This window comes from Flavobacterium enshiense, assembly GCF_022836875.1.
Lineage (GTDB): Bacteria > Bacteroidota > Bacteroidia > Flavobacteriales > Flavobacteriaceae > Flavobacterium > Flavobacterium enshiense_A.
Genome location: NZ_CP090376.1, coordinates 3,059,163 through 3,085,772, shown reverse-complemented (window position 1 = coordinate 3,085,772; position 26,610 = coordinate 3,059,163). Strand labels below are relative to the sequence as shown.

Annotated in this window: 17 protein-coding genes, 2 tRNA genes and 3 rRNA genes; 13 read left to right on the top strand and 9 right to left on the bottom strand. The window is 39.5% G+C overall.

Annotation, left to right across the window (positions count from 1 at the left end; translation table 11 throughout):
• Positions 1 to 433: 433 nt before the first annotated feature.
• Entirely contained in the window at positions 434 to 1,696 is a 1,263-nt protein-coding gene (locus tag LZF87_RS13955) for an asparagine synthetase B (protein ID WP_244339877.1), read from the top strand.
• A gap of 101 nt (positions 1,697 to 1,797) precedes the next feature.
• Here the strand turns inward: LZF87_RS13955 and rlmF are convergent, their stop codons facing one another.
• Positions 1,798 to 2,712: a 23S rRNA (adenine(1618)-N(6))-methyltransferase RlmF gene (gene rlmF, locus LZF87_RS13950; RefSeq protein ID WP_244339875.1), complete on the bottom strand. Its 915-nt coding sequence runs from the start codon at positions 2,710 to 2,712 to the stop codon at positions 1,798 to 1,800.
• Positions 2,713 to 3,054: 342 nt separating this feature from the next.
• Here rlmF and LZF87_RS13945 point away from each other — a divergent pair, with 342 nt between their 5' ends.
• The 4 genes from LZF87_RS13945 to LZF87_RS13930 all read left to right on the top strand — a co-directional run bounded on the left by LZF87_RS13945 (position 3,055) and on the right by LZF87_RS13930 (position 8,489).
• Positions 3,055 to 3,825 (top strand): DUF2490 domain-containing protein, encoded by a 771-nt coding sequence (locus LZF87_RS13945; protein WP_244339873.1) that lies wholly within the window; start codon positions 3,055 to 3,057, stop codon positions 3,823 to 3,825.
• Between the two features lie 292 nt (positions 3,826 to 4,117).
• On the top strand, positions 4,118 to 5,800 hold the full coding sequence (gene aspT, locus LZF87_RS13940; RefSeq protein ID WP_244339871.1) for an aspartate-alanine antiporter: 1,683 nt from the start codon (positions 4,118 to 4,120) through the stop codon (positions 5,798 to 5,800).
• Positions 5,801 to 5,842: 42 nt separating this feature from the next.
• Positions 5,843 to 7,183 (top strand): anaerobic C4-dicarboxylate transporter family protein, encoded by a 1,341-nt coding sequence (locus LZF87_RS13935; protein WP_244339869.1) that lies wholly within the window; start codon positions 5,843 to 5,845, stop codon positions 7,181 to 7,183.
• 64 nt (positions 7,184 to 7,247) lie between these two features.
• Positions 7,248 to 8,489, top strand: a complete 1,242-nt coding sequence (locus LZF87_RS13930) for a porin (protein ID WP_244339867.1) — start codon at positions 7,248 to 7,250, stop codon at positions 8,487 to 8,489.
• A gap of 82 nt (positions 8,490 to 8,571) precedes the next feature.
• Here the strand turns inward: LZF87_RS13930 and rplT are convergent, their stop codons facing one another.
• From rplT to thrS, 4 genes are all read right to left on the bottom strand, one after another.
• Complete coding sequence (gene rplT, locus LZF87_RS13925) at positions 8,572 to 8,916, bottom strand: 50S ribosomal protein L20 (RefSeq protein ID WP_023573802.1); 345 nt, start codon at positions 8,914 to 8,916, stop codon at positions 8,572 to 8,574.
• A gap of 110 nt (positions 8,917 to 9,026) precedes the next feature.
• Entirely contained in the window at positions 9,027 to 9,224 is a 198-nt protein-coding gene (rpmI, locus tag LZF87_RS13920; protein ID WP_035678477.1) for a 50S ribosomal protein L35, read from the bottom strand.
• A gap of 116 nt (positions 9,225 to 9,340) precedes the next feature.
• Positions 9,341 to 9,889, bottom strand: a complete 549-nt coding sequence (gene infC, locus LZF87_RS13915; protein WP_262917914.1) for a translation initiation factor IF-3 — start codon at positions 9,887 to 9,889, stop codon at positions 9,341 to 9,343.
• Between the two features lie 29 nt (positions 9,890 to 9,918).
• Positions 9,919 to 11,859, bottom strand: a complete 1,941-nt coding sequence (gene thrS / locus LZF87_RS13910; protein WP_244339865.1) for a threonine--tRNA ligase — start codon at positions 11,857 to 11,859, stop codon at positions 9,919 to 9,921.
• 948 nt (positions 11,860 to 12,807) lie between these two features.
• On the opposite strand from thrS, the gene LZF87_RS13905 reads away from it, so the two are divergent.
• The 5 genes from LZF87_RS13905 to rrf all read left to right on the top strand — a co-directional run bounded on the left by LZF87_RS13905 (position 12,808) and on the right by rrf (position 17,862).
• Positions 12,808 to 14,323, top strand: a 16S ribosomal RNA gene (locus LZF87_RS13905).
• 86 nt (positions 14,324 to 14,409) lie between these two features.
• Positions 14,410 to 14,483 (top strand) — tRNA-Ile (locus LZF87_RS13900).
• A gap of 91 nt (positions 14,484 to 14,574) precedes the next feature.
• Positions 14,575 to 14,648, top strand: a tRNA-Ala gene (locus LZF87_RS13895).
• A 105-nt stretch (positions 14,649 to 14,753) separates the two neighbouring features.
• Positions 14,754 to 17,629: ribosomal RNA gene (locus LZF87_RS13890) — 23S ribosomal RNA — on the top strand.
• A gap of 123 nt (positions 17,630 to 17,752) precedes the next feature.
• A 5S ribosomal RNA gene (rrf, locus tag LZF87_RS13885) occupies positions 17,753 to 17,862 on the top strand.
• The 16S, 23S and 5S rRNA genes sit together here with 2 tRNA genes alongside, the layout of an rRNA operon.
• Positions 17,863 to 18,543: 681 nt before the next feature.
• On the opposite strand, the gene LZF87_RS13880 is transcribed toward rrf, so the two are convergent.
• Positions 18,544 to 19,125, bottom strand: coding sequence for a tRNA-(ms[2]io[6]A)-hydroxylase (locus LZF87_RS13880; RefSeq protein WP_244339864.1), 582 nt, complete (start codon positions 19,123 to 19,125; stop codon positions 18,544 to 18,546).
• A 69-nt stretch (positions 19,126 to 19,194) separates the two neighbouring features.
• Here LZF87_RS13880 and LZF87_RS13875 point away from each other — a divergent pair, with 69 nt between their 5' ends.
• The gene (locus tag LZF87_RS13875; protein WP_244339863.1) at positions 19,195 to 20,439 is read left to right on the top strand and encodes a glycosyltransferase family 4 protein; all 1,245 of its coding nucleotides are present in this window, start codon (positions 19,195 to 19,197) and stop codon (positions 20,437 to 20,439) included.
• Positions 20,440 to 20,466: 27 nt separating this feature from the next.
• Here the strand turns inward: LZF87_RS13875 and LZF87_RS13870 are convergent, their stop codons facing one another.
• From LZF87_RS13870 to LZF87_RS13860, 3 genes are all read right to left on the bottom strand, one after another.
• On the bottom strand, positions 20,467 to 22,443 hold the full coding sequence (locus LZF87_RS13870; RefSeq protein ID WP_244339862.1) for a DUF3857 domain-containing protein: 1,977 nt from the start codon (positions 22,441 to 22,443) through the stop codon (positions 20,467 to 20,469).
• Entirely contained in the window at positions 22,440 to 24,371 is a 1,932-nt protein-coding gene (locus LZF87_RS13865) for a transglutaminase domain-containing protein (protein WP_244339860.1), read from the bottom strand. The genes LZF87_RS13870 and LZF87_RS13865 overlap by 4 nt, the downstream gene beginning before the upstream one ends.
• Positions 24,372 to 24,556: 185 nt before the next feature.
• Positions 24,557 to 25,000, bottom strand: coding sequence for a DUF4268 domain-containing protein (locus LZF87_RS13860; protein ID WP_244339858.1), 444 nt, complete (start codon positions 24,998 to 25,000; stop codon positions 24,557 to 24,559).
• A 77-nt stretch (positions 25,001 to 25,077) separates the two neighbouring features.
• Here LZF87_RS13860 and LZF87_RS13855 point away from each other — a divergent pair, with 77 nt between their 5' ends.
• Both LZF87_RS13855 and LZF87_RS13850 read left to right on the top strand, forming a co-directional pair.
• On the top strand, positions 25,078 to 25,719 hold the full coding sequence (locus LZF87_RS13855) for an NUDIX hydrolase (protein ID WP_023574013.1): 642 nt from the start codon (positions 25,078 to 25,080) through the stop codon (positions 25,717 to 25,719).
• A gap of 53 nt (positions 25,720 to 25,772) precedes the next feature.
• On the top strand, positions 25,773 to 26,588 hold the full coding sequence (locus tag LZF87_RS13850) for a lysophospholipid acyltransferase family protein (RefSeq protein ID WP_244339856.1): 816 nt from the start codon (positions 25,773 to 25,775) through the stop codon (positions 26,586 to 26,588).
• Positions 26,589 to 26,610 lie beyond the last annotated feature (22 nt).

The following is a 26,610-nucleotide window of genomic DNA, read 5'->3' as shown; positions in this document are numbered from 1 at the left end:
AGGATATCTCTAAACTACAGCTGGAAATATCCTTACTGCGGAGTTAAAACTCGTTACTGCAGAGATAAAACTCGTTACTGCAGAGATAAAACTCGTTACTGCAGAGATAGAATTCGTTACTGCAGAATTAAAACTCCTTACTGCAAGGTTGAAACTCCTTACTGCGGATTTAAAACTCGTTACTGCAGAATTAAAACTCCTTACTGCGGAGTTAAAACTCCTTACTGCACCGCGAAAAATATATACTTACTAATAATAATTGAGGTTCAAAACCAGTTAACAGGCAGCCATTGACTTTGTTATGGGACAAGCGGGGGCATAGTGTTTGAAAGCGTAGGCATTTCTATTGGCAAACTTTCGTTATATTTGTACAACATCAGTAATAAAAATCCCCACCGGATACAAAGCCGGCGGGACGGTAAATTTTTTCAGGATGCACTTTAAAAAAACAATATATATCATTCTGTTTCTGATTTCATTATCAGCAAAGGCTTCTTTTGTGCTCTTGCCGATGGATCCCGAAATACAGCAAAATCATTTAAAAGCTTACGGGATTACCTATTGGGCTTTGGAAAAACAATACAAAGTGAGTTGGTTGCTCAACTACCGCGGCGGTTCGTTTTTGTTGCCTGATGCTACCGAAATCCGAAAGGAATGTCAGATTCGAGGTGTGACTTTTGAAGTGCTTTCCGACGGAGTTGCCAACGGGATTCTCGAAGAAATCAGTTCGCCTTCTCAAAATATGGAAACGGTAGTTTTGGAAAAAGCACCTAAAATTGCCGTGTACACACCAAAAGGGAAACAACCTTGGGATGATGCCGTGACATTAGTGCTGACTTACGCAGAAATTCCGTTTACCCCAATTTATGATGAAGAGGTACTGAATGATGCTTTACTGTTGTACGATTGGCTGCATTTGCATCATGAGGATTTTACAGGTCAATACGGAAAATTCTTTGGTGCTTACAGAAATGCCCCGTGGTATATCGAACAGAAAAAAGAAGCCGAAGCTTTAGCAGCCAAATTGGGATACAGTAAGGTGTCACAGGAAAAATTAGATGTGGCCCTTAAAATCAGAAATTTTGTGATTGGAGGCGGATTCATGTTTGCCATGTGCTCGGCTACGGACAGTTTCGATATTGCACTTTCCGCCGAAGGGGTTGATATTTGTGAAACGATGTTTGACGGAGATGCAAGTGATGCGAATTACCAAACCAAAATTGATTACAATAAAACATTCGCTTTTAAGGATTTCACATTGGAGCGCAATCCTGTAGCCTACGAATTTTCAAATATAGACGTGACCAATACCCGAAAAGTCTTACCGGATGTAGATTATTTTACGTTGATGGAATATTCAGCGAAATGGGACCCGATTCCGTCCATGTTATGTCAAAATCATACCCAATTGGTAAAAGGATTCATGGGGCAATCCACTGCTTTCGATACAGATATGATAAAATCGAATATCTTAATAATGGGGGAAAACAAACAAAACGGAGAAGCAAGATATATCCATGGTACTAAAGGTAAAGGTATGTTTACCTTCTACGGAGGACACGATCCGGAAGATTATAAGCATCAAGTGGGCGATCCGCCAACGGTTTTGGATCTCCATCCTAATTCACCAGGGTATCGACTGATTTTAAATAACGTTTTATTCCCGGCGGCCAGAAAGAAAAAGCTGAAAACTTAATAAAACAAAAGCCATCTGTTTTTCAGATGGCTTTTGTTATTTGCACAAACCATATTTTGGGTTTGCAGAAGATTGTTGATTACTGAGTTAGTATGGTTTACCTAAAAATGCCAAACCAAAAAACGACTGACTTTATTTCCCTGTTCCATATCAATGGTTTTTACATTCTTTGCATTTACTTTTTTCAGAATGGTATACAAAGGTTTCAGGTTTTCTTTTTTGGAAACAAGTGACGAAAAAGCCTTGCATTGTGTTTTGAAATGAACGCTTTCATAAATCATGTTGGTGATAAAAGCAAGTTCCCCGCCTTCGCACCATAGCTCGTTATTTTGACCGCCGAAATTCAGAATGGGTTTTCCTTCCACCATTTTGCCAATATTTTTCAGTTTTCGCGTTGTTCCTTTTATAGCTTCACCTTTGGAGTTATGAAACGGAGGATTGCAGATGGTAAAATCGAAAGTTTCTCCCGGTTGAATAATTCCTTTAAAAATATTTCGTTTGCTTTCCTGAAGTCGGATAGAAACCGCATCTTTTAATTCTGGATTGTTACTGATGATGGTTTCGGCAGTTTTCTTAGCCGGTTTATCCACTTCGGTACCCACAAATTCCCAGCCATATTCCTGATGTCCGATGATGGGATAAATACAATTGGCACCGGTTCCGATATCCAAAATTCGCACGCTCTTTCCGGTTGGTATTATTCCTCCGTTGGTTTCAGCTAAAATATCGGCAATATAATGGATGTAATCGGCTCGTCCCGGAATGGGAGGGCAGAGGTTGGTTTTTGGCAATTCCCAATAACTGATGTTGTAAAAATGTTTCAGCAACGCTTTGTTTAAAGCGCGAACCGCGTCAGGATTGGCAAAATCGATACTTTCATTTCCAAATTTGTTCGGCACGACAAACGGTTTCAGTTCAGGCAAAGTTTCGATCAGTGATTTAAAATCGTAATTGCCGTGGTGTTTGTTTCTCGGATGCAGACTTTTTTGTGCAGTATCGTTTTTAGTGTTTTTCATGGGAATCGTATTGATGTCAAAGGTAGTTTAAAATAAACATTTCAAAAAGTAAAATGGTTTGCCGTTTAGCCCCATTTCGATAGCTATCGGGAGTGGGAGTGTCCTGTTTTTTTTAGCGATTGAACAGATGGTTGGAAATCGAAGATTTAATGCAGCTAAAACGGTTTGCAGACAATTGTGTTTTATAAAGAATTAATGGTTCTTTTTCTGGAAATGTCTATGGTGGAACAATTTAAAAAACTGTTTTGCAGGAAATTTTTGCTTTTAGGAGTTTAAAAACGAATAGAGATATGTAAATTTGTTAGGATGTGTTTGATTATTCCAATAAATTTCACTGTTAAAATGAAGAAAAGTATAATTAAAACCTTGTTTTTTTTGTTGCCGATGGCTTCTTTTTGTCAGGAACAGCAGAAAAAGGTAATCAGTCAACATTCACAGATATGGTTTTCCATAAATACGGTAACTAAATTTCATGAGCATTGGGGAATTGTTGCCGATGCTCACATTAGGAGCGACGAATTCTTGAAGGATAACAATTTTTATTTTCTGAGAGGAGGTTTTACCTATATTCCACATTTGAAAATGTCATTTACGGGAGGTTATGCTCACATGTGGCTGGCTCCATCCAATCCCGAATGGAGTACATATGCAGACGAAAACAGAATTTACGAGCAGTTTCAATTAAACACATTGTTCGAGAACGTTGGAATTCTTCAAAGAATTAGGATAGAGCATCGTTGGCAGGAAAAAATTGTGGATGATAAGGAGACCGGTGAACTCAGGTTTACTAATAGAATACGCTATTTGGCTCTTTTTGGAATTCCAGTTTTTAAAAAAAAGAACCTTCCGGTTTTAGTAGTATCAGACGAAATTCTGGTGCATTTTGGAGAAGAAGTGGTTTACAATACGTTTGAACAAAATCGGTTTTTTATCGGTATCAAGCAAAATATAAATCCCAAGCTGAGTTTTGATATTGGGTATATGAATGTTTTTCAGCAAAAATATTCCGGGTATCAATATGATATGAACCACACCCTTCGATTGTTTTTTTACTTTAATTCAGTCTTAAAAACAGGCATTTCACATATGCCTTATAGATCTGGGGACGAATAATGTATCACTTCAGAATTTATGTGCCTCAGTTTTTATTCTGGGAGCGTTTCTTTTTATTCTTAAGATGTACTGTAGGGGTAATTTTTATTAAAAAGCGAACTTAGCTTCTTTTATTTTGAAAATATGAAGTATAATATTGTTAAATATATGTAAATGTGTTAAAAAAAATATTATATTTACTCAAGTTAATTTGAAAAGCCCCCCTCTATTGCATTTCCTACATGTGTTTTAACTGACTTAAAGTTAGTGGTTATCATTTTTTTGTCGTTTTATCAATTTTAAAATACAACAAATGTCAACTGTTACAACTATTTTACGTGAGCATCCGGAATTAGCGGTTTTTTTGATGTTGGCATTAGGGTTTTCCCTGGGGCACATCAAGATTGGTTCATTTAAAATAGGGGTTGTATTAGGGACTTTGTTTGCCGGTGTTCTCATTGGTCAGTTGGTTATCGAAGTGCCGGAAATTGTAAAAACAATTTTTTTCGATCTTTTTCTTTTTGCCACAGGGTATAAAGTAGGGCCTCAATTTTTTCAAGGTCTGAAAAAAAATGCTTTACCTCAATTAATGCTGACAGTGGTTATTTGTGTTTCCTGTCTGCTTGTGGCATTTGCAATGTCTAGATTTTTAGGTTACGATGTAGGAACGGCTGCCGGTCTTTTGGCAGGCGCATTTTCGGAATCGACTGTTATCGGAACCGCAGCGGCATCTATTAGGGAACTTCCTGTTTCCGCAGCTGAAAAAGCTCATTTAGTAAATAATATTCCGGTTGCTTATGCGGCCACTTATCTTATAGGGGCAACTTCTTTAGTGTTTTTTTTAACCACCATCGCTCCTAAATTATTGAGGGTGAAATTGGTGGAGGAAAGTAAGAAGCTAAGCCAGTCTTTAACCGGAGAGGCAGAGCATGAACCCGGTATTGACTCAGCCTACAAAAGATGGATTATCCGTGCGTACAAATTCACTAACGAAAAATGGATAGGACTGACTATAGCCGAGTTTGAAAAAGAGAATTCGGACCTCGGGATTATTATTCAACGGATACGCCATAACGGAACGCTGATAGATCCAACTCCGGATACCGTGATCAGTAAAGATGATGTAATGGTAATTATGGCACAACACGGAATTATCCTTAAGCGTATTTGGGAAATTGGTCCTGAAGTTTTGGACGAGGAATTGCTGAATTTTCCAATTGCCCACATGGAAATTACCGTGACAAACAAAGATATTGTTGGGAAAACAATTCGTGAGATCCGTGATAGTAAAAGGGGGCAAGGAATAATGTTGGATAAAATCACAAGGGAATATCATGAAATCCCTTTTGATTTGAACACTGTTTTGCAAAGAGGAGATATTTTAACGGTATCGGGTAAACTAGTGCATTTGGAAGCGGCAGCTAAAAGAGCAGGTTTCTTAGATCGTTTAAGTGTCGAAACTGATGTCATCTTCGTAAGCCTGGGTATTGTTTTAGGTGGTTTGATTGGGTTGCTTTCTGTGACTCTCTTTGATGTTTCCATTACCTTAACTACCAGTGGAGGAGCTTTGGTCATGGGGTTAGTGTTCGGATGGTTGCATTCGCGGACTCCTGTTTTGGGTAGGATTCCAGATGCAGCATTGTGGGTTTTTGACAATCTGGGATTAGCGACTTTTATTGGGCTTGTAGGCATGACGGCCGGGCCGACTTTTATAGCCGGACTCAAAGCAATAGGGTTCAGTATCGTATTTGCCGGATTTGCGGTGGCCATAATTCCTCATGTAATTGGATTGTTTTTCGGAAGGTATGTTTTAAAGATGAATCCGATAATATTGCTGGGAGCTCAAACAGGAGCTGGAACTTCAACTATTGGACTTAAAGCGGTTCAGGATGCTTCGGAAAGCAAGTTTCCGGTTTTGGGATATACGATTCCTTATGCTTTAGGGAATATTATTTTGACGACTTGGGGACCTGTTATTGTTGGTTTGATGACGTGATTTTGGAATTTCCACTGAATAGTAACTAATAAACTTTGTGATATGTTTTGGTTAGAAATTGCAGTTCTTTTAGGGATGATTCTCATCGGATCACAAATGAAAGGCATCGGCTTGGGTGTCATGGGGATGGTAGGCCTTCTGATTTTTATTTTTATATTTAAGATGAAACCCACTGATCCACCTATTGACGTAATGTTGATCATCATGTCCATTGTAACAACTGCGGCAGCGCTGCAGGCTTCGGGTGGATTGGATTATCTGGTAAATCTTGCCGAACAAATCATTAGGAAAAACCCTTCCAATATAACATTTATAGCGCCTTTTACGGTTTACTTTTTATGCTTGTTCGCGGGAACGGCCCACATTGTTTATTCTCTATTGCCAATTATTTCCGAAGTGGCTGCAAAAAAAAGAATACGTCCGGAGCGGCCTTTGAGTATTTCGGTAATTGCTTCCCACTTGGCTCTGACTGGTAGTCCTATGAGTGCGGCCACGGCGGCATTTGTTGTAGTGCTGGCTTATCCAGGAGCATTAGTGGATATTATGATGATATGTATTCCATCCAGTATTATAGGGCTGTTGATCGGTTGTTTCTCTGTGTTCAAAAGCGGTAAGGAACTGAATGATGATCCCATTTTTATTGAGAAGATGAAAGATCCTGAGTTTGCAAAAAGTTTGGACACAGAATCCGAATCTTCTGGAACCCCGTTGAAACCGGGTGCTAAAAAATCGGTTGTTATTTTTGGAATCGCGATTTTGATGATCGTGATTGCTGGAGCTTTCCCTGATTTACTGCCTCGTTTCAGTCCTGGAGCAGCAACTCTTGCTGTTGCCAAAGATGGGTCTTTAACAATGGTGACTATTATCGGAGTAGTTACTTTAACGGCCTCGGCGATGATGATGCTCCTTACAAAAACAAGTGCGGCCGAAGTAACTAAAGCCAGTTTGTTTAACGCCATGGCATCAGCAGTTGTTTCCGTTTTTGGAGTGGTTTGGATGAGTTTTACTTTTATGAACCATAATGAGAAACTTATTGCCGGTGCATTAGGTGAAGCGGTGGCCGAGTACCCATGGACATTTGCTATTGCTGTTTTTATCATGGGGGTTTTAATGTTCAGTCAGGCGGCAACAACCAAAACCATGATGCCTTTGGGGATGACTTTGGGAGTGGCGCATCCTGCCCTGATTGCTATTTTTCCGGCTGTTAACAGTGATTTTGTGTTACCGGGCTACCCAACGCTATTGGCCGCAATTAACTTTGACCGTACCGGTAGTACCAAAATAGGGAAGTATGTTATCAACCACAGTTTCCTGATCCCGGGAGTTGTGGCCATTGGAGTAGCTATTGCTATTGGGTTTTTGATGGGGTCACTTATATTATAGATGTGAATTCTTTTTTAAACTATATATAGATGTGTAATTCTTTGTTAAACTAATTTTGTAAACTATGAAACAGAAATTATTTATTTTAATGATGTTTAGCTTTTCCTTTTTTGCGAAGGGACAAGTTATAGAAAAACAAACAACGGAAGGGAATCAGTATGTCGATTCCATACCTAGTTTGATTCCTGTTGAAAGGCAATCTTTATTGTCAAATGTTGATGTGATTTTTAACTCACGTTTTGCTTATGATAGTCATTTTAATTCTGTTGACGAAGATCCTACTGCACCGGGAGATAATAATTCAGGCAACCATGATTATTCTAGTTTTAATCTACAACAGCTCCGTTTCGAAATCAAAGGTAAAATTCATGAGAAAGTTTATTTCAGATTTAGACACAGATACACTAAAAATTATAACATAGGTGGTATCGATCATGTAAGTCAGGCCACCGATATGGCATTTGCTCGTATAGATTTGGGACCTCGAACTAACTTTTCAATTGGGAAATTGTGTGCTGATTGGGGGGGGTATGAGTTCGATTTTAATCCAATCGATATTTTATCTTATAATGATATCGTTGAATATGCTGATAATTATTTAGTTGGAGTAGGTGTTTCACATACACTTGAAAGTAAAAAACATAGTTTTACATTTCAGGTGTTGAATTCCCGCACCCAAACTTTTGAACAACAATATGGTGAATCTGCTCCTGATGATATAACGGCATCGGAATATCCTTTAGCTTTCGTAGCAAACTGGAGAGGAAGTTTCTTTAAAGGTTTTTGGGAAACCACTTATAGTTATAGTTTCTTTAATGAGGCAGATAACGCACATATGAATTATATCGTATTGGGAAATAAATTTAAATTTAATAATAAATTTGTTCTGTATTATGACTTTCATTACAGTGATGAAGGATTGGACAACAAGGGGATTACATCCGGTATAGTAAGTACGCCTCTTGTTGATCCTGTAGCTGTTAAGGATGCATTGTATGTTGAAAACTGGATGCGTGCGGAATATATGGTTGCTCCTAAGGTAAATCTGCTTTTATCAGTTATGCACAGTAATCATTATTGGAAAGATAATCCTGATGCGGGTGCCGATGATTTGTTGTCGGTAAGTTATGGAGTGATTCCGGAAGTTCAATATTTCCCATTTAAAGAATATAATATGAAGTTCTATGTAGGTTATGTATATAGAAAATATGATTATACAGGTTATGCTGAATCAAATTATACTGTAAAAGATTATACTACCGGACTTTTGAGTTTCGGAATTATTGCACCGTTCTTGGTATTATAATTTTAGAACAAGTGATAAAAAACAAAACCCCGCTTTAGGCGGGGTTTTTGTAATAAGTAAGATAAATATGTTTAACAAACGTTTATTTAATTTTATTTACGATAGCTGTGAAAGCTGCAGGGTGGTTCATCGCTAAATCTGCAAGAACTTTACGGTTCAATTCGATATTGTTAGCTTTGATTTTTCCCATGAATTGAGAATAACTCATTCCGTGTAAACGAGCACCAGCGTTGATACGCATGATCCATAATGCACGGAAGTTTCTCTTTTTCTGCTTTCTACCACGGTAAGCATATTGCATTGCTTTTTCTACCGCGTTTTTCGCTACTGTCCAAACGTTTTTACGTCTTCCAAAGAAACCTTTGGCTTGTTTTAATACTCTTTTTCTTCTTGCTCTTTTAGCAACTGAATTTACCGATCTTGGCATAATTTTAAATTGTTTTTTGCAGTAAGGCGATCTTTCGACGCTTCTAATTCTGAAGTTAATTTTCAGAACTGCCCACTCCAGGGTTATTAAATTGTTTTAACCGACAACGATTAGATAATTCTTAATTGTTGTTTGATACTCTTCTCATCTGTTGGGTGAACCAAAGTTGAGTGAGTTAAAGCTAATTTACGCTTTTTAGATTTTTTAGTCAAAATGTGACTTTTAAAAGCGTGCTTTCTTTTGATTTTTCCAGAGCCAGTAACTTTGAAACGTTTCTTAGCACTAGATTTAGTTTTCATTTTAGGCATTTTCTTCCTAGGTATTAGATTTATCTTACTTACTATTTTTTTTAAGTTAAAAGGTTAAAGTGATAAAGGATAAGTTCATCCTAGTCCCTTTTTGCTTTTACCTTTTCCCTCAATCTTTATTTTTTCTTCTTCGGAGCGATAAACATAATCATACGTTTACCTTCAAGAACCGGCATCGCTTCCACTTTACCGTAATCTTCCAAATCCTGTGCTAAACGAAGCAACAAGATTTGTCCCTGCTCCTTATAAATAATCGAACGACCTTTAAAGAAAACGAATGCCTTTAATTTGGAACCTTCTTTTAGGAATTTCTCCGCATTTTTCTTTTTGAATTCGTAATCGTGCTCGTCCGTTTGAGGTCCGAAACGAATTTCCTTAATGGTAATCTGAGTCGATTTTGCTTTTAGCTCTTTTTCACGTCTTTTTTGTTCGTAAAGGAACTTTTTATAGTCCATGATTTTACAAACCGGCGGTTCTGCATTTGGAGAAATTTCAACCAAATCCAATTCCAGTTGATCAGCTAAACGTAAAGCATCCGCAGTTTTAAAAACTCCCGGTTCTACATTTTCGCCCACAAGGCGCACTTCCGGTACACGAATAAGATTGTTTATTCTGTGTGGATCCTTTTTTTCTACTCGAGGTTGAAAACCTCTGTTGTTTCTTATTGCTATGGCTTTAAAATTTTAAGTTAAACTTAGAATTGTTTTAGTGTTTTGTTTATTTCTTCTTTCACTAAAGAAGCAAATTGTTCAACAGTCATCGTTTCGTTCGACTTCCCGGCATCACCGTGACGACGTACAGAGATCGTACCGTTCTTCTCTTCTTCCTCACCAACAATCAGCATAAACGGAAGTTTTTGCACTTCTGCCTCTCTGATTTTTTTACCGATTGTCTCGTTTCGGTTGTCAATTAGGGCGCGAATTTCGTGAATTTCCAGCAAATCTGAAACTTTTTTGGCATAATTTTCATATTTCTCGCTCAAAGACAGGATAATAGCTTGTTCTGGCATCAGCCAAAGCGGGAAATTTCCGCCCGTATGTTCCAGTAAGATAGCGATAAAACGCTCCATCGAACCAAAAGGTGCACGGTGGATCATTACTGGTCGGTGTAATTCGTTATCCGAACCTTTGTATGACAATTCAAAACGTTCCGGTAAGTTGTAATCTACCTGGATTGTCCCTAATTGCCAGCTTCTTCCTAAAGCATCTTTTACCATGAAATCCAGTTTCGGACCATAGAAAGCTGCTTCGCCTGCTTCAATCACATAATTTAAACCTTTATCTTTTGCAGCACTGATAATTGCGTTTTCCGCTTTTTCCCAGTTTTCTACTGAACCGATGTATTTGTCAGGATTACTTAAATCACGAACAGAAACCTGAGCCGTGAAGTTTTCAAATCCTAATGATCCGAATACATATAATACTAGGTCGATTACATTTTTAAACTCCGCATCCAATTGATCCGGAGTACAGAAAATGTGCGCATCATCCTGTGTAAAACCTCTAACTCGTGTCAATCCGTGTAATTCTCCGGATTGCTCATAACGGTAAACGGTTCCGAATTCCGCATAACGTTTCGGTAAGTCTTTGTAACTCCAAGGTCTTGCGTTGTAAATTTCACAGTGGTGCGGACAGTTCATTGGTTTTAATAAAAACTCTTCTCCTTCCGCAGGTGTGTGAATCGGCTGGAAGCTGTCTGCTCCATATTTTGCGTAGTGACCGGAAGTCACATATAATTCTTTTTGTCCGATATGAGGCGAAACTACCTGCTCGTATCCGGCTTTTTTCTGAGCCTTTTTCAAAAACTGCTCCAAACGATCACGTAAAGCAGCTCCTTTTGGTAACCATAATGGTAAACCTTGCCCAACTTTTGGAGAGAAGTGGAATAAATCCAGTTCTTTTCCAAGTTTTCTGTGGTCACGACGTTTTGCTTCTTCAAGCAATTCAAGGTAATCTGTTAAATCTTTTTGTTTAGGGAATGAGATTCCGTAAACACGAGTTAATTGCTTGTTTTTCTCATCACCTCTCCAGTAGGCACCTGCTACCGATAAGATTTTCATCGCTTTGATGATTCCGGTATTCGGAATGTGTCCACCGCGACATAAGTCGGTAAAAGTAGAGTGATCGCAGAAAGTAATCGTCCCGTCTTCCAGATTTTGGATTAATTCTGTTTTGTATTCATTGTTTTTATATAATTCTAACGCTTCTGCTTTGGTAGCTGAACGCATTTTGAATTCGTGTTTTTCTTTCGCGATTTCCAATACACGGTTTTCTACCGCTTTAAAATCTGCATCTGTAATTTTTTTATCACCGAAATCCACGTCATAATAAAATCCATTGTCAATCGCCGGACCAATAGTCAGTTTGATTCCCGGATACATTTCTTCCAAGGCTTGTGCCATTACGTGAGAAGACGAATGCCAGAACGCTTTTTTACCGTCCACATCGTTCCAGGTATATAATATAAGAGCGCCGTCCGTGGTTAGTGCGGTGGTGGTTTCAATGGTTGTACCGTTAAAAGATGCCGAAATAACATTTCTGGCCAAACCCTCACTGATGCTTTTTGCAACATCCATAGGAGTTGCACCTGGTGCAAACTCCCTAACCGAACCGTCCGGTAAAGTAATCTTTATCATATTTTGTAATTAATAAGATGCAAATATAATTGTTTATAAAAGACATACAATATATATATAAGGTATAATTTTCTTTTTGGAGCGAAACGTTCGGGCTTTTTTGGTTTCCTTGTTCCCGCTTTCCGTTTCAATCTGTCATTGTGAGCTTGCGTGGCAATCTCCCAATGCCGGGATTTCCACTGCTCCCGATAGCTATCGGGACGGGGCTAGGGGATGGGCTTTTTGGATTTATCGGTAAATATTTTGGGACTGTTACCTATATATAGTATAGCAGAAATAAACTTGACTGCTCTGCTGTTTTACTTCTTTGCGATTTTCGAAAAAAAACTTTTAAGGGTTATGAAATGGTTATCAGTGAGTTAAGGGAAACGGGTGAAAAAACTTCAAAAAAAGACCTAAAATAATTAGGAGTTACGCAAAAGAGTGCTACTTTTGCACTCGCAATAACGGCACAGTTCTACTGACATTTTGAAACAAACCGGATCGAAAAGATTTTGAAAAAAGTTAAAAAAAGATTTGGTTTGTAAAGAAAAAAGAAAGTATCTTTGCCACCCGCAAAACACGGTAAAGTTCATTTGAAATATTGAGTAAGTGATTGGAATTATGGTTTAGAAATTAAATCGAAAAATAATTCAAAAAAGCTTGCGAGATTAAAAAAAGGAGTTACCTTTGCAGCCCGCTAAAACGGGAAGTTCTTAAAAATACTGACGACAAAATGGAGAGAAAATTTTTTCAAAAAAAAGTTTCAAAAAGTTTTGCCAGTTAAAAATTAAGTTCTAGTTTTGCACCCGCTAACCGAAAGGTTGGCGAGAAAAAATAAGAAGACACGTTCATAGACATATTGAATTGACAGCATTGAAACGAAGCAATTCGTTTCAAGATTAAGAGAGAGTAAGACTCGAGTAGATTAGAAAAAACCTAGCATCTTTATCGACAATATTAAAATATACGATGAAGAGTTTGATCCTGGCTCAGGATGAACGCTAGCGGCAGGCCTAACACATGCAAGTCGAGGGGTAGAGTTAGCTTGCTAACTTGAGACCGGCGCACGGGTGCGTAACGCGTATGCAATCTACCTTGTACAGAGGGATAGCCCAGAGAAATTTGGATTAATACCTCATAGTGTTATGATGTGGCATCACATTATAACTAAAGTTCCAACGGTACAAGATGAGCATGCGTCCCATTAGCTAGTTGGTGTGGTAACGGCATACCAAGGCAATGATGGGTAGGGGTCCTGAGAGGGAGATCCCCCACACTGGTACTGAGACACGGACCAGACTCCTACGGGAGGCAGCAGTGAGGAATATTGGTCAATGGGCGCAAGCCTGAACCAGCCATGCCGCGTGCAGGATGACGGTCCTATGGATTGTAAACTGCTTTTATACGGGAAGAAACACTCCTACGTGTAGGAACTTGACGGTACCGTAAGAATAAGGATCGGCTAACTCCGTGCCAGCAGCCGCGGTAATACGGAGGATCCAAGCGTTATCCGGAATCATTGGGTTTAAAGGGTCCGTAGGCGGTCTTATAAGTCAGTGGTGAAAGCCCATCGCTTAACGATGGAACGGCCATTGATACTGTAAGACTTGAATTAGTGGGAAGTAACTAGAATATGTAGTGTAGCGGTGAAATGCTTAGATATTACATGGAATACCAATTGCGAAGGCAGGTTACTATCACTATATTGACGCTGATGGACGAAAGCGTGGGGAGCGAACAGGATTAGATACCCTGGTAGTCCACGCCGTAAACGATGGATACTAGCTGTTCGGAGCAATCTGAGTGGCTAAGCGAAAGTGATAAGTATCCCACCTGGGGAGTACGTTCGCAAGAATGAAACTCAAAGGAATTGACGGGGGCCCGCACAAGCGGAGGAGCATGTGGTTTAATTCGATGATACGCGAGGAACCTTACCAGGGCTTAAATGGGAGACGACAGGACTGGAAACAGTTTTTTCTTCGGACGTCTTTCAAGGTGCTGCATGGTTGTCGTCAGCTCGTGCCGTGAGGTGTCAGGTTAAGTCCTATAACGAGCGCAACCCCTATTGTTAGTTGCCAGCGGGTCATGCCGGGAACTCTAACAAGACTGCCGGTGCAAACCGTGAGGAAGGTGGGGATGACGTCAAATCATCACGGCCCTTACGTCCTGGGCTACACACGTGCTACAATGGGCGGTACAGAGAGCAGCCACCACGCAAGTGGGCGCGAATCTTCAAAACCGTTCTCAGTTCGGATCGGAGTCTGCAACTCGACTCCGTGAAGCTGGATTCGCTAGTAATCGCATATCAGCCATGATGCGGTGAATACGTTCCCGGGCCTTGTACACACCGCCCGTCAAGCCATGGAAGCTGGGGGTACCTGAAGTCGGTGACCGCAAGGAGCTGCCTAGGGTAAAACTAGTAACTGGGGCTAAGTCGTAACAAGGTAGCCGTACCGGAAGGTGCGGCTGGAACACCTCCTTTCTAGAGAAAAGATTAAGATCTGGGATTTTAATTGAAAGAAGATTACTCTCGCTGTTAGTTCAAATATTACAATAATTAAAAAACAGAGTCTCGTAGCTCAGCTGGTTAGAGTACTACACTGATAATGTAGGGGTCCCCAGTTCGAGTCTGGGCGGGACTACTAAGTTTTTTGATTGTAAAAGGAAATTTTAGAGGTTGAGTGGCCGTTTGAAGTACTGTTAACTGAAAACTGTTAACTGAACACTAGAAACGGGGGATTAGCTCAGCTGGCTAGAGCGCCTGCCTTGCACGCAGGAGGTCATCGGTTCGACTCCGATATTCTCCACGAGTTTCGAAAGAGACGAAAGTTCATTGACATATTGAGATAAAAAAACATTTAAAAAGTAGAAAGAACACAGTTTTTGCCTATTTATAGGTAAGAATGAAAGTACAATAAGCAAAATAAGGGCGTATGGGGGATGCCTAGGCTCTCAGAGGCGATGAAGGACGTGATAAGCTGCGAAAAGCTGCGGGGATTGGCACATACGAATTGATCCGCAGATATCCGAATGGGGCAACCCACTATATTGAAGATATAGTACCCGATAGGGGGCAAACCCGCTGAACTGAAACATCTAAGTAGGCGGAGGAGAAGAAAACAAAAGTGATTCCGTAAGTAGTGGCGAGCGAACGCGGATTAGCCCAAACCAATGTTGTTACGGCAATGTTGGGGTTGTAGGACCACGACATTTCTTGCGGATTGAATTAGAATAACCTGGAAAGGTTAACCATAGAGGGTGATAGTCCCGTATAAGTAAGAAAAGATAAGGATAGTGGTATCCTGAGTAGGGCGGGGCACGTGAAACCCTGTCTGAATCTGGCGGGACCATCCGCTAAGGCTAAATACTCCTGAGAGACCGATAGTGAACCAGTACTGTGAAGGAAAGGTGAAAAGAACCGTGAATAACGGAGTGAAATAGATCCTGAAACCATACGCTTACAAGCGGTCGGAGCCCTTTAGTGGGGTGACGGCGTGCCTTTTGCATAATGAGCCTACGAGTTACCGTTGCTGGCAAGGATAAGCACTTCAGGTGTGGATCCGTAGCGAAAGCGAGTCTGAATAGGGCGCTTTAGTCAGTAGTGGTAGACGCGAAACCGTGTGATCTACCCATGGGCAGGATGAAGCTGTGGTAACACACAGTGGAGGTCCGAACCGGTTGACGTTGAAAAGTCTTCGGATGACCTGTGGGTAGGGGTGAAAGGCCAATCAAACTCGGAAATAGCTCGTACTCCCCGAAATGCATTTAGGTGCAGCGCTGTGTATAGTTATATAGAGGTAGAGCTACTGATTGGATGCGGGGGCTTCACCGCCTACCAATTCCTGACAAACTCCGAATGCTATATAATGTTTCACAGCAGTGAGGGCATGGGTGCTAAGGTCCATGTCCGAGAGGGAAAGAACCCAGACCATCAGCTAAGGTCCCCAAATGTATGCTAAGTTGAAAAAACGAGGTTTGTCTGCCCAGACAGCTAGGATGTTGGCTTGGAAGCAGCCATTCATTTAAAGAGTGCGTAACAGCTCACTAGTCGAGCGGACGAGCATGGATAATAATCGGGCATAAGTATACTACCGAAGCTATGGATTTACGTTTTACGTAAGTGGTAGGGGAGCATTCTAACAGGGCTGAAGGTGTGAGGCGACTCATGCTGGACCGGTTAGAAAAGAAAATGTAGGCATAAGTAACGATAATGCGGGCGAGAAACCCGCACACCGAAAGACTAAGGTTTCCTCAGCTATGCTAATCAGCTGAGGGTTAGTCGGGTCCTAAGGCGAACCCGAAAGGGACAGTCGATGGCCAACGGGTTAATATTCCCGTACTACTTATAATTGTGATGGGGTGACGGAGTGATGAAAGCACCGCGAACTGACGGAATAGTTCGTTAAAGTACTTAGCTATAGGTCCCGTAGTAAAATGCGCGGGAACTGGTGAAATACGATAGTACACGGAGTCTTCGGACAAAGTGATAGTGTGCCTAAGGGCTTCCAAGAAAAACCTCTAAACTTAGATTATAAGTACCCGTACCGTAAACCGACACAGGTAGTCGAGGAGAGAATCCTAAGGTGCTCGAGAGATTCATGGCTAAGGAATTAGGCAAAATAGACCTGTAACTTCGGGAGAAAGGTCGCCAGCGCAAGCTGGCCGCAGTGAAGAGGTCCAGGCGACTGTTTATCAAAAACACAGGGCTCTGCAAAATCGTAAGATGAAGTATAGGGCCTGACACCTGCCCGGTGCTGGAAGGTTAAGAGGAGATGTTATCTTCGGAGAAGCATTGAATTGAAGCCCCAGTAAACGGCGGCCGTAACTATAACGGTCCTAAGGTAGCGAAATTCCTTGTCGGGTAAGTTCCGACCTGCACGAATGGTGTAACGATCTGGACACTGTCTCAGCCATGAGCTCGGTGAAATTGTAGTATCGGTGAAGATGCCGATTACCCGCAGTGGGACGAAAAGACCCTGTGCACCTTTACTATAGCTTAGTATTGGTCTTGGATAAGTGATGTGTAGGATAGGTGGGAGACTGTGAAATGGCGTCGCCAGGCGTTGTGGAGTCATTGTTGAAATACCACCCTTTGCTTATCTGAGATCTAACCCCGCAAAGCGGGGGACATTGCTTGGTGGGTAGTTTGACTGGGGTGGTCGCCTCCAAAAGAGTAACGGAGGCTTCTAAAGGTTCCCTCAGCACGCTTGGTAACCGTGCGTAGAGTGCAATGGCATAAGGGAGCTTGACTGAGAGACATACAGGTCGATCAGGTACGAAAGTAGAGCATAGTGATCCGGTGGTTCCGCATGGAAGGGCCATCGCTCAAAGGATAAAAGGTACGCCGGGGATAACAGGCTGATCTCCCCCAAGAGCTCATATCGACGGGGGGGTTTGGCACCTCGATGTCGGCTCGTCACATCCTGGGGCTGGAGAAGGTCCCAAGGGTTGGGCTGTTCGCCCATTAAAGTGGCACGCGAGCTGGGTTCAGAACGTCGTGAGACAGTTCGGTCTCTATCTACTGTGGGCGTTAGAAATTTGAGTGGATCTGATTCTAGTACGAGAGGACCGAATTGGACGAACCTCTGGTGTATCTGTTGTTCCGCCAGGAGCACCGCAGAGTAGCTACGTTCGGAAGGGATAAGCGCTGAAAGCATATAAGCGCGAAACCCACCACAAGATGAGATTTCTTTTAAGGGTCGTGGAAGATGACCACGTTGATAGGCTATAGATGTAAAGGCAGTAATGTCATAGTCGAGTAGTACTAATAACCCGTAAGCTTATGTACGCTTTTCCTCCCGCTTCGGCGGGAGGGAGAAACTTTCTAAATAATGATTATTTATCTCAGTATGTTAAGATATTATTGTAATGTTAGTTCCGATAACATCGGAATTACCCTTGCATAACGACTTAAGGTGGTTATTGCGGCGGGGCTCACCTCTTCCCATTCCGAACAGAGTAGTTAAGCCCGCCTGCGCAGATGGTACTGCAATCTTGTGGGAGAGTATGTCGCCGCCTTTCTTTTGAAAAGCCCTTCACGAAAGTGAAGGGCTTTTTTGTTTTAAATCGGTTTTATTTTTGTAAATAATAAAGGTAAAACTCGGGCAAACCTGTGACAGATTACGAGATGGCTTTGCTTTTGGAGTTCCTTATCACTATGTGATGGGGATTTTTTGTTTTTAAACTGTTTTATTTTTAGAAAAAGTAAAGGTAAAATCAAAGCAAATCTGTGAGAGATTATGAGATGGTTTACTTTTGGGAACCCTGTCCATTGGATAGGTTTTTGTTTTGAATCGATTTTGTTCTCGAAAAAAATTAGATGTAAAACTTTGGTAGATAATGAGTTAACTTTTTTTAAATCTTTATAGGGAAGAAGCCTGAAAAAAACAGATCATTTTCTTTTAAAATCTATATATTCTGAAATACTGTCGAATAGGAATTACCGTCTAGCCCCGGGTGAAGTGGAAATCCCGGCATTGGGAGGTTGCTGCGCAAACTCGCATTGACGGATTGCAATGGAACACGGGAATGACGTATAGCAATCAAAAAAGACGGTTCGCTTCGAATAAAATTAACCTTGGAATCAAAAAAAGTTGGTTGTATCGTAAAGGAAAGATATTGAGTGATGGGAATTTCTGTTAGGACTATAAATCATGATAAAAAAAAGACCGATTAGTAATATTAATCGGTCATATAAGAGAATTATCCGTGAACAGTTTCCTGTGTTCCGTAGTTGGTTATAATGCCAGCTTCGTATTCCAGCCATTCTTTCCAACGTTGATCTACGTCTACTCGTTCCGAAAATTTCTTTGCTAATTTCAAAAAAGTAGTGTAATGTCCGGCTTCACTAACCATTAATTCGTGGTAGAATTTTGCTAATTTTTCGTCTTTGATGTTTTGGGAAAGGACTCTGAAGCGCTCACAGCTTCTTGCTTCTATCATGGCCGCGAAAAGTAAGCGTTCGATTAAAGAATCGTTTCGGCTGCCGTCTCTTTTGGAAAATTTGAAAAGTTCGTTTACATAATTGTCTTTACGTTCCCTTCCTAATGTTAATCCGCGTTCCTTAATAATATCATGAACCATTTGAAAATGCTCTAACTCCTCGCGTGCGATACGCGTCATTTCAGTTACTAATTCTTCGTTTTCAGAACTATTCACAATGATGTATATCGCGTTGGAGGCCGCTTTTTGTTCGCACCAGGCATGATCTGTCAATATTTCCTCAATATTGGATTCTGCTATGTTTGCCCAACGGGGATCGGTAGCTAACTTTAAACCTAACATTCTATATTATTTTCCGCAAAATTAAGCTCTTTTTTGGATTTGTGCCCCAATGAGAAGTATTTTTGAACTATGGACAATAAAAAACTCTTGATTATCAGTTCCGTTTGGGTGGAACCAAAATCATCCGCAGCCGGAAGCAGGATGTTGCAGTTGATTCAATTTTTTCAGCGACAAGGATATGTAATCACATATACCAGTACATCGGTGGGCTCCGATTATGCATTCGACCTGACTGAAATCGGTGTGTCGTGCAGGCATGTGAAGATGAATTGTTCCAGTTTTGATGAGTTTGTGACTCTTCTGCAGCCTGGTGTCGTACTTTTTGATAGGTTTATGCTGGAGGAGCAGTTCGGTTGGCGTGTGGCCAAATGTTGTCCTGATGCTTTTCGTCTTTTGGATACCGAAGACCTGCATTGTTTGCGGGATGCCAGAAAAGAAGCTTATAAAAAGAAAAAAGATTTCTCTGAAGAAATGCTTTTCTCTGATGTGGCCAAAAGGGAGATAGCTAGTATTTTCAGATGCGATCTGACTTTAATGATATCCGAATTCGAAATGGAACTGTTGCAAACTTTCTTTAAAGTAGATGAAAAATTACTGTTTTATCTACCAATTTCGGTGAATGAATCAGCAGTTATAGAATTTTCAAAAAGGTTGCCATTTGAAGAAAGAACTGATTTTGTTTTTATCGGGAACTTTTTACACGAACCCAATTGGAATTGTGTGCAGGTTTTAAAAACGGAAATTTGGCCCATGCTTAGTAAAAAACTTCCAAATGCTAATCTGTTTGTTTATGGAGCATATCCTTCTCATAAAGTGTTTCAGTTGGATAATCCTAAAGAGCGATTCTTTATTAAAGGACGCACTGAAAATGCGATTGAGGTAATTGAAACGGCTAAAGTTTTACTGGCCCCCATTCGTTTTGGAGCCGGAATAAAGGGGAAGCTGTTGGAAGCAATGTTATGTGGAACGCCGTCTGTCAGTACTTCTGTAGGTGCTGAAGCGATGTGTGGAAATTTACCTTGGAATGGTTTTATTGAGGACACTAATGAAGGTTTTATTGAAAAAGCCTTTGCATTATATTCAGATCAGACGGTTTGGAATCAGGCACAGCAAAATGGTTTTGAAATCATAAAAAAGAGGTTTTCAGAAGCTGATTTTTCGAATGACTTGAAATCAAGAATAGATTTTCTCATTTCAAATCTTAAACAACATCGTCAACAAAATTTTATAGGAGCAATGTTGCAGCATCATACATTACAGAGTACACATTATATGTCGAAATGGATTGAAGCAAAAAATAAAATTACGGTTTAATAAAAAAGCTGCCCTGAGGCAGCTTTTTTATTTTTGAGCTATTATCAACACTATTTTGTTGAAATCGGCAGCAGCATTTATGACTGTCTTGTATTCTTCGAATTTCTCCAGGGGATAGTTTACAATGTTGTAAAATTCGGTGTTTTCGACATTTACTTCGTTGCCTGTTTTTGTGTAGGAACTTTTGAATTGCGCTTCTGTTTTATTGTCTAGAACCAGCGATTTATTCATGTTTATTTTATCAAGGTTTTTGGTTTCTACATTAGGAGGCAGGATCACTTTAATTTTTCTGTTATACGCGTGAGGATAATCGATCTCTACGGGTAGCAATCTTTTGTTTTGCTGGTAAAGTTCCATTTGTTTTCCGATTACCTGACCCAATGACAAAAGATAGTTGTTGCCCGCTTTTTGAACCAATTCATTTCCTGAATATTTGAATTCCAAAAGGAAAGGATTTTTACCGACATTAGCAGTTCCTTCATTTCCGGTTTTGAAATTTTCGTTCTCCTTTTTGTTAGTGTAATTTTCGATTACCGAGTTGAATATAGTCTTGTAATCGTCGTTGGAAACATAGTCTTTTATTGGCTGTAAATTCATCGCGGAATATCCACCGTATGTGAATTTAGAGCTTACTGACGGGTTTTCTATATCTTTCGATAAGTCAATAGTAATTTCCATGGTGTCGGTCGTTAATTCAGTCCCCGGAAGGGTAATGAATTTGATTTCGCTAATACCCATTATCACGCCGGCATATTCTTTTGATTTGATGAATAAGCCATTGTTATTCCCTAATTGTGCCGGGAATAATGGTGTTCTGTATTCAATTTCTGTTGGCGTCATGAATTTGTCAACCGCAGGGAAATAAAGTAATAACTCATCCAGATTTTCATAACTTTCAAAGTCTTTGTCAAATGGAATAGAAGATCGCTCCGAAGTCAATACAATATTGTTTTCTATTTTATAATAATCGAAAATTGCGATGTACAATTTTAAAATGTCTATCTGATTGGCTTGTTTGGTTTTGATTATTTCACCTAACGAAGTTTTGTTATCGATATATTTGTCATAAACAATGGTTTTTTTGACTTTATCTTCGATATTCCAGATTAATTCTTTAGGATCTTTAGAAGTTGGTATGGCTTTACAGAAATCGGCTATGGCTTTAGTGTCTTTCTTTTCTAAAGGCTGGTGCATACTTTCAAAAATATTGGAAGCAAAGGTTTTGTAATTGTATAAGTTTCTTGAACCGTTATACAGGTTTTCATCCAATTTGTAACGGATCATTTTTAAAGCGGCATTGCGGTTGGCATATTCCTCATTTTTTTCCAAGGCCGGAATATCATTTTCAGTTACTGTAATAGCTTTCCTCGATTCGTATTTTTTCTCATCGATGGCAACCTCTTTTAAGCCATTGTATGTTTTCGTCTTAAAAACAAGATGTTCTGGGTAGATAAGTTCAAAAGACATTTTACCAATGACATATTCGTCTTGGATATTTACGGAATTCCCATCCAAATCGGGCTCCTCTTGTAGAATGAAGAACTTTTCGATGATGGCACCTTTTTCCAATCCATTGATAGCAAAATAATTGTATTTGATGTTTCTTTCTTCATCAATCTCCTCTTTGATGTCGTCGTTATTAAAAGTGATAACCTTGCCGTTTTTTAAAAATACGCGCACTTTCTTAACCAAAAGATTTTCACTGCCTGTGTGAGGAATATAGACTCTGTTGTTTCTTTCAATGGCATCGTCAGTGTTTACGGCAGTTTTTTCATGAAGAAGGTAAAACTGTTTTGCTGCTCCTTTGTCGTTTAGTAATTCGATTTTAATATCGCGCTCTAAAACCACTTCATTCAGGTTTTTGTACTTCTCCGGTATTTGTACTGAAGTCAACTTTTCATCCCAATTGTAGTTTTTAAATGTATAATCCTGTGCGTTAACCGAAATGGTATACAGGAAAATTCCAGCTGCGGAAAGTGAATATTTCAGGAAGGATTTTTTCATTTTTTAGTTTTAAGGATTATCGATTCGTTATACCCTTTTTTCAGATTTTTTACAGACTGGTTCCAAAGGTCTTTCTCGCTTTTTTCAAAAAATATCTTTTTGACTTTGATTTTAGTGCTTAATATGATTTTATTTTCCTTTTGTTCATACTTAATTTCCACTTCCATCAGGTTATTATTGAAGTTCGTGTTTTTTGGTAAATAGGAGACAGCGTAACCTTTAGGAATTTCCAGTTCGTAGCTGGCATTGTTATAGGTTAGGTAATCCAGTTCAATTCCATATTTTCGGTCTTCTTCCAATATCAGACTTTCAAAAGCTTTGTCTAAGTTTAAATTTACAAAGATTTCATCATCCACTTTAAGAACATAGTTTTCCAGATCAAAATTGTAATTTACCTGATAAGGCTTGTCTTTATCACTAATGTTAGTTTCTGTGTATTCCTTTAGATTGAATTTGTTATTTCCTTTCAAAACCAGGCTCTTAACCATTTCGAATCGGGTTTTTCCGGTAGCATCCCCAATCTGCATAAGATAATGGCCTTTATTGTACCCGTAGAAAGACATGGTTCCGCTTCCGGAAAGCACATCGTCGTTTATTTTCAGAGCAAGTGTTTCCCGTACCTCGTTTTTAGCTGACGAAACAACTGGTACTTTCACGACTTTAAATGTTCCGTTTTCATCTACCAGCGCTTCTTTTCCCTGAATAAATGAAGAAGGTGAACCAAATTCCGTTTCTTTATCGGTTCCGTCAAGGAAAATGTATTCATTTCCTTTTTTATAAGTGGCAATCATGTGATCGTCTACAGCCGGTGTAGCCAATTGTGAGTAGGAATAAGGGATGTCACGTGTACCGATCCAAGTGATGTAAACGGAATTGATATTGGCCATATGTGCCATTGCCGTAATGATGCTGGCCATGTCTTTACAGTCGCCAAATTTTCTCTCGTAAACCAGTTTAGCTTCTCTCGGAATAAATCCTTCATATCCTTGCTCAAAAGCCACATATTTGATATTGTCTTTTACCCAATAATAGATACTCTTTACTTTCTCGCTTTCGGTTGTTTTGTCATCGGTTATTTTTTCTACCAACGCTTTTAGGGCCGGATCTTCCGTCTTGTTAAGGTTATTTACAAAACCGCGATAGTAGCTGTATAATTTTGTGACATCATCTAAAACGTCTGTTTTTTTGCCGTCTACGGAATAATCTTTAATATAAACGTCGATGTGCGGGACAAAGTGAAGAAACCCGGGAGCAAAGCTTTCCGATTTTAAAGGTTTTAGGTTTTTAAGCGTCCATTTGTAATGAATTTTGCCTTTTTTTTCCGTTTTGGAAAAATCGATTTTATTCTCGGGATCATTAAAAATTTTATAACCGATCGTGATGTTTTTATCCGTAGTGATTTCCAACGAAGAGTTTTCTATAGGTAAACCACTTCCAAAAACAAACTTGTGCAACAGGTGCGGATCTACAAATTCGGTTGTATAGTTCAGTACTTTTTTTGCACCTGTTTCAAGGTTCGGAAAGATTAACTGTTTTTCCTTTATGGCACTGTGGAAAACATTACTGTCATCGTAAAATTTTTCATTGGTCTGAGTCACTTTTATCTTCTTTTCCTTTCCCTTATCATTGATGACAGAGTAAGCTTCAAAGCCGACCAATTTAACCAAATCGGAATGCGTGAAAGACTCTTTGTTGTTATGGATTCCGATATCGGACAAAATCATCGTTTCCGATAAATTATCCTGAAGGATTTTTAATTTATCATCCTCAATGGAAATTTTATAGGTTTGAACATCATTTAAAATGAGTTCACTGTAATCCGGATACTTAACTTTGTATTCTTTAAAAGAAGTCTGACTGTAGCCGTCAATACAAATAATTATGGAGGCTACCGCTGCCACATTATTTAGTGATTTGTACCAATTCATTTGTGTCGTATTTTTTGGTTACTATCAGTTTGTTGTCTTTGTAGAGCAACACATCACCAATTCTCTTATCGATTCATGGTATTTCTCATCACTTGGTGCGTAAACGCCAGAAAAAGACCCAAGGAGTTAGGCAGTGGCTATTTTTCTTTATCTATGTCTTTATATATGTATTGTTGGTGTTGGTCTTAGGTATTGATTTCCAGATCACGGATATAGTCTTCATATTCGTAAAAAAATCGTTCAAAAGAGTCCATTTTTTCATAAAAGAAATCGAAAATTTCATCCCAGGTAGCTTTGTTATACAAACTGATTGCGGTTTTTTCGACCCATATTTTACTGATGCATTTTCCGTTTTCGAGGTAGAAATTCCTTTCAAAGATTGCATCTTCTAAATATTCCTCTAGCAGAATGGTTTTAAGGGATTCGATTTTTTCGTAGTAAATCTTTCTTTTTTCCTCGTCTTTAGGTTCAATGTCGATCAGAACCTGTGCTTTTTTATTATCTATATGGAATTTAAAAGTGAAATCCTTTATTTTGGTGTCATACAGCAGCCATTTTCGGGGGTATGCTTCTGCGAAAGCTGTCCAGAATTCCTTTTTAATTTGTTGTGCTTCTTCTTTACTAAACATCTTTCTTGCGATATAAGTTTGTTAAAACTAAATTTTGAGGTAACTTTATAGTTGGTTGACAAAAAAAACTAAATATAATGGATTTTTCTGATTTTTTGAAATACATTCCAAAAATTGAAAAAGAAAAGTTGCTGTCTGTAGAAGCACATATGAAAATGGCGCCGCTTGAGAGAGTTTCTTCGCTTTCTTCAAAGGAGTATTTGGACAAAGACCCCAGAAAGGCTGCTGTCATGATGCTTCTTTACCCCAGAGATAAGGAAGCGCATTTGGTTTTAATTGTCCGAAATTCCTATCCCGGTATTCATGCCTCCCAAATCGCTTTTCCAGGAGGAAAGGTTGAACCTACAGATATTGACCTACAATTTACGGCGTTGCGTGAAACCCATGAAGAAATAGGAGTTGAGCCGGATAGGATTCAAATAATCAAACCTTTCAGCGAGTTGTATATTCCTCCGAGTAATTTCCTGGTTTCCCCTTTTTTAGGGATTGTTCACGATGAGATTACATTCATGCCAAGTCCGTATGAAGTGAAAAGGATCCTGGAATTGCCGTTAAGGGATTTATTGGATGACAGTATCATCACAAAAGTGGTTATGTCAACCTCCTATGCCGAAAATATTAAGGTTCCGGTTTTTAATGTGGATAAATATGTGGTTTGGGGAGCGACGGCCATGATGATGAGCGAGCTTAAAGAAACGATTAGAAAGGTATTGCATTAGCACTGTTTTTCTTAAATTTGCACTCTTTTTTAGGAATTAATCTAAGATATTTTATGGGATTGTTCAAGAGAAATCCTTTCGGTCACATACTTTTTATCAAAAAATGGTTAATACGTGTTTTCGGCGCATTAACGCATAGGCGCTTTCGTGGCTTCAACCAATTACACATTGAAGGTTCTGAAATCATAAAAGAACTGCCTGATAGAAATGTTTTGTTTATTTCGAATCATCAGACTTATTTTGCGGATGTCGTGGCTATGTTTCATGTTTTTAATGCCAGTTTAAAGGGAAGACACGACAATATCAAGAATATAGGGTATTTATGGAATCCGAAACTTAACATTTATTATGTGGCGGCCAAAGAAACCATGGAGTCAGGATTATTACCAAGGATTTTATCTTATGTCGGTGCCATTACTGTCGAAAGAACGTGGCGGGCAGGAGGTAAGGATGTAGCTGAAAACGAGAAAAAAGAAGTGAATCCGAACGATACCGAAAATATAAAAATTGCGTTGGATGACGGTTGGGTAATTACTTTTCCCCAAGGAACGACAAAATCGTTCAAGCCGGTACGTAAAGGTACAGCGCATATCATTAAGCAACACAAACCTATTGTGGTTCCGATTGTGATTGATGGTTTCCGCCGTTCGTTTGACCGTAAAGGGCTGTTATTGAAGAAAAAAGGAATTCTGCAATCGTTTATCATTAAAGAACCTCTGCAGATCGATTATGATAATGAAAGTATTGACGAAATAGTTGAAAAAATAGAATATGCCATTGAACAGCATCCGTCTTTCCTGAAAGTGATTCCGACGGAAACAATTGAAGAAATGAAAGAATTGGACCGACAGAGGCAATGGAATTATTAAATAAAAAAACACCTGTAAAAGC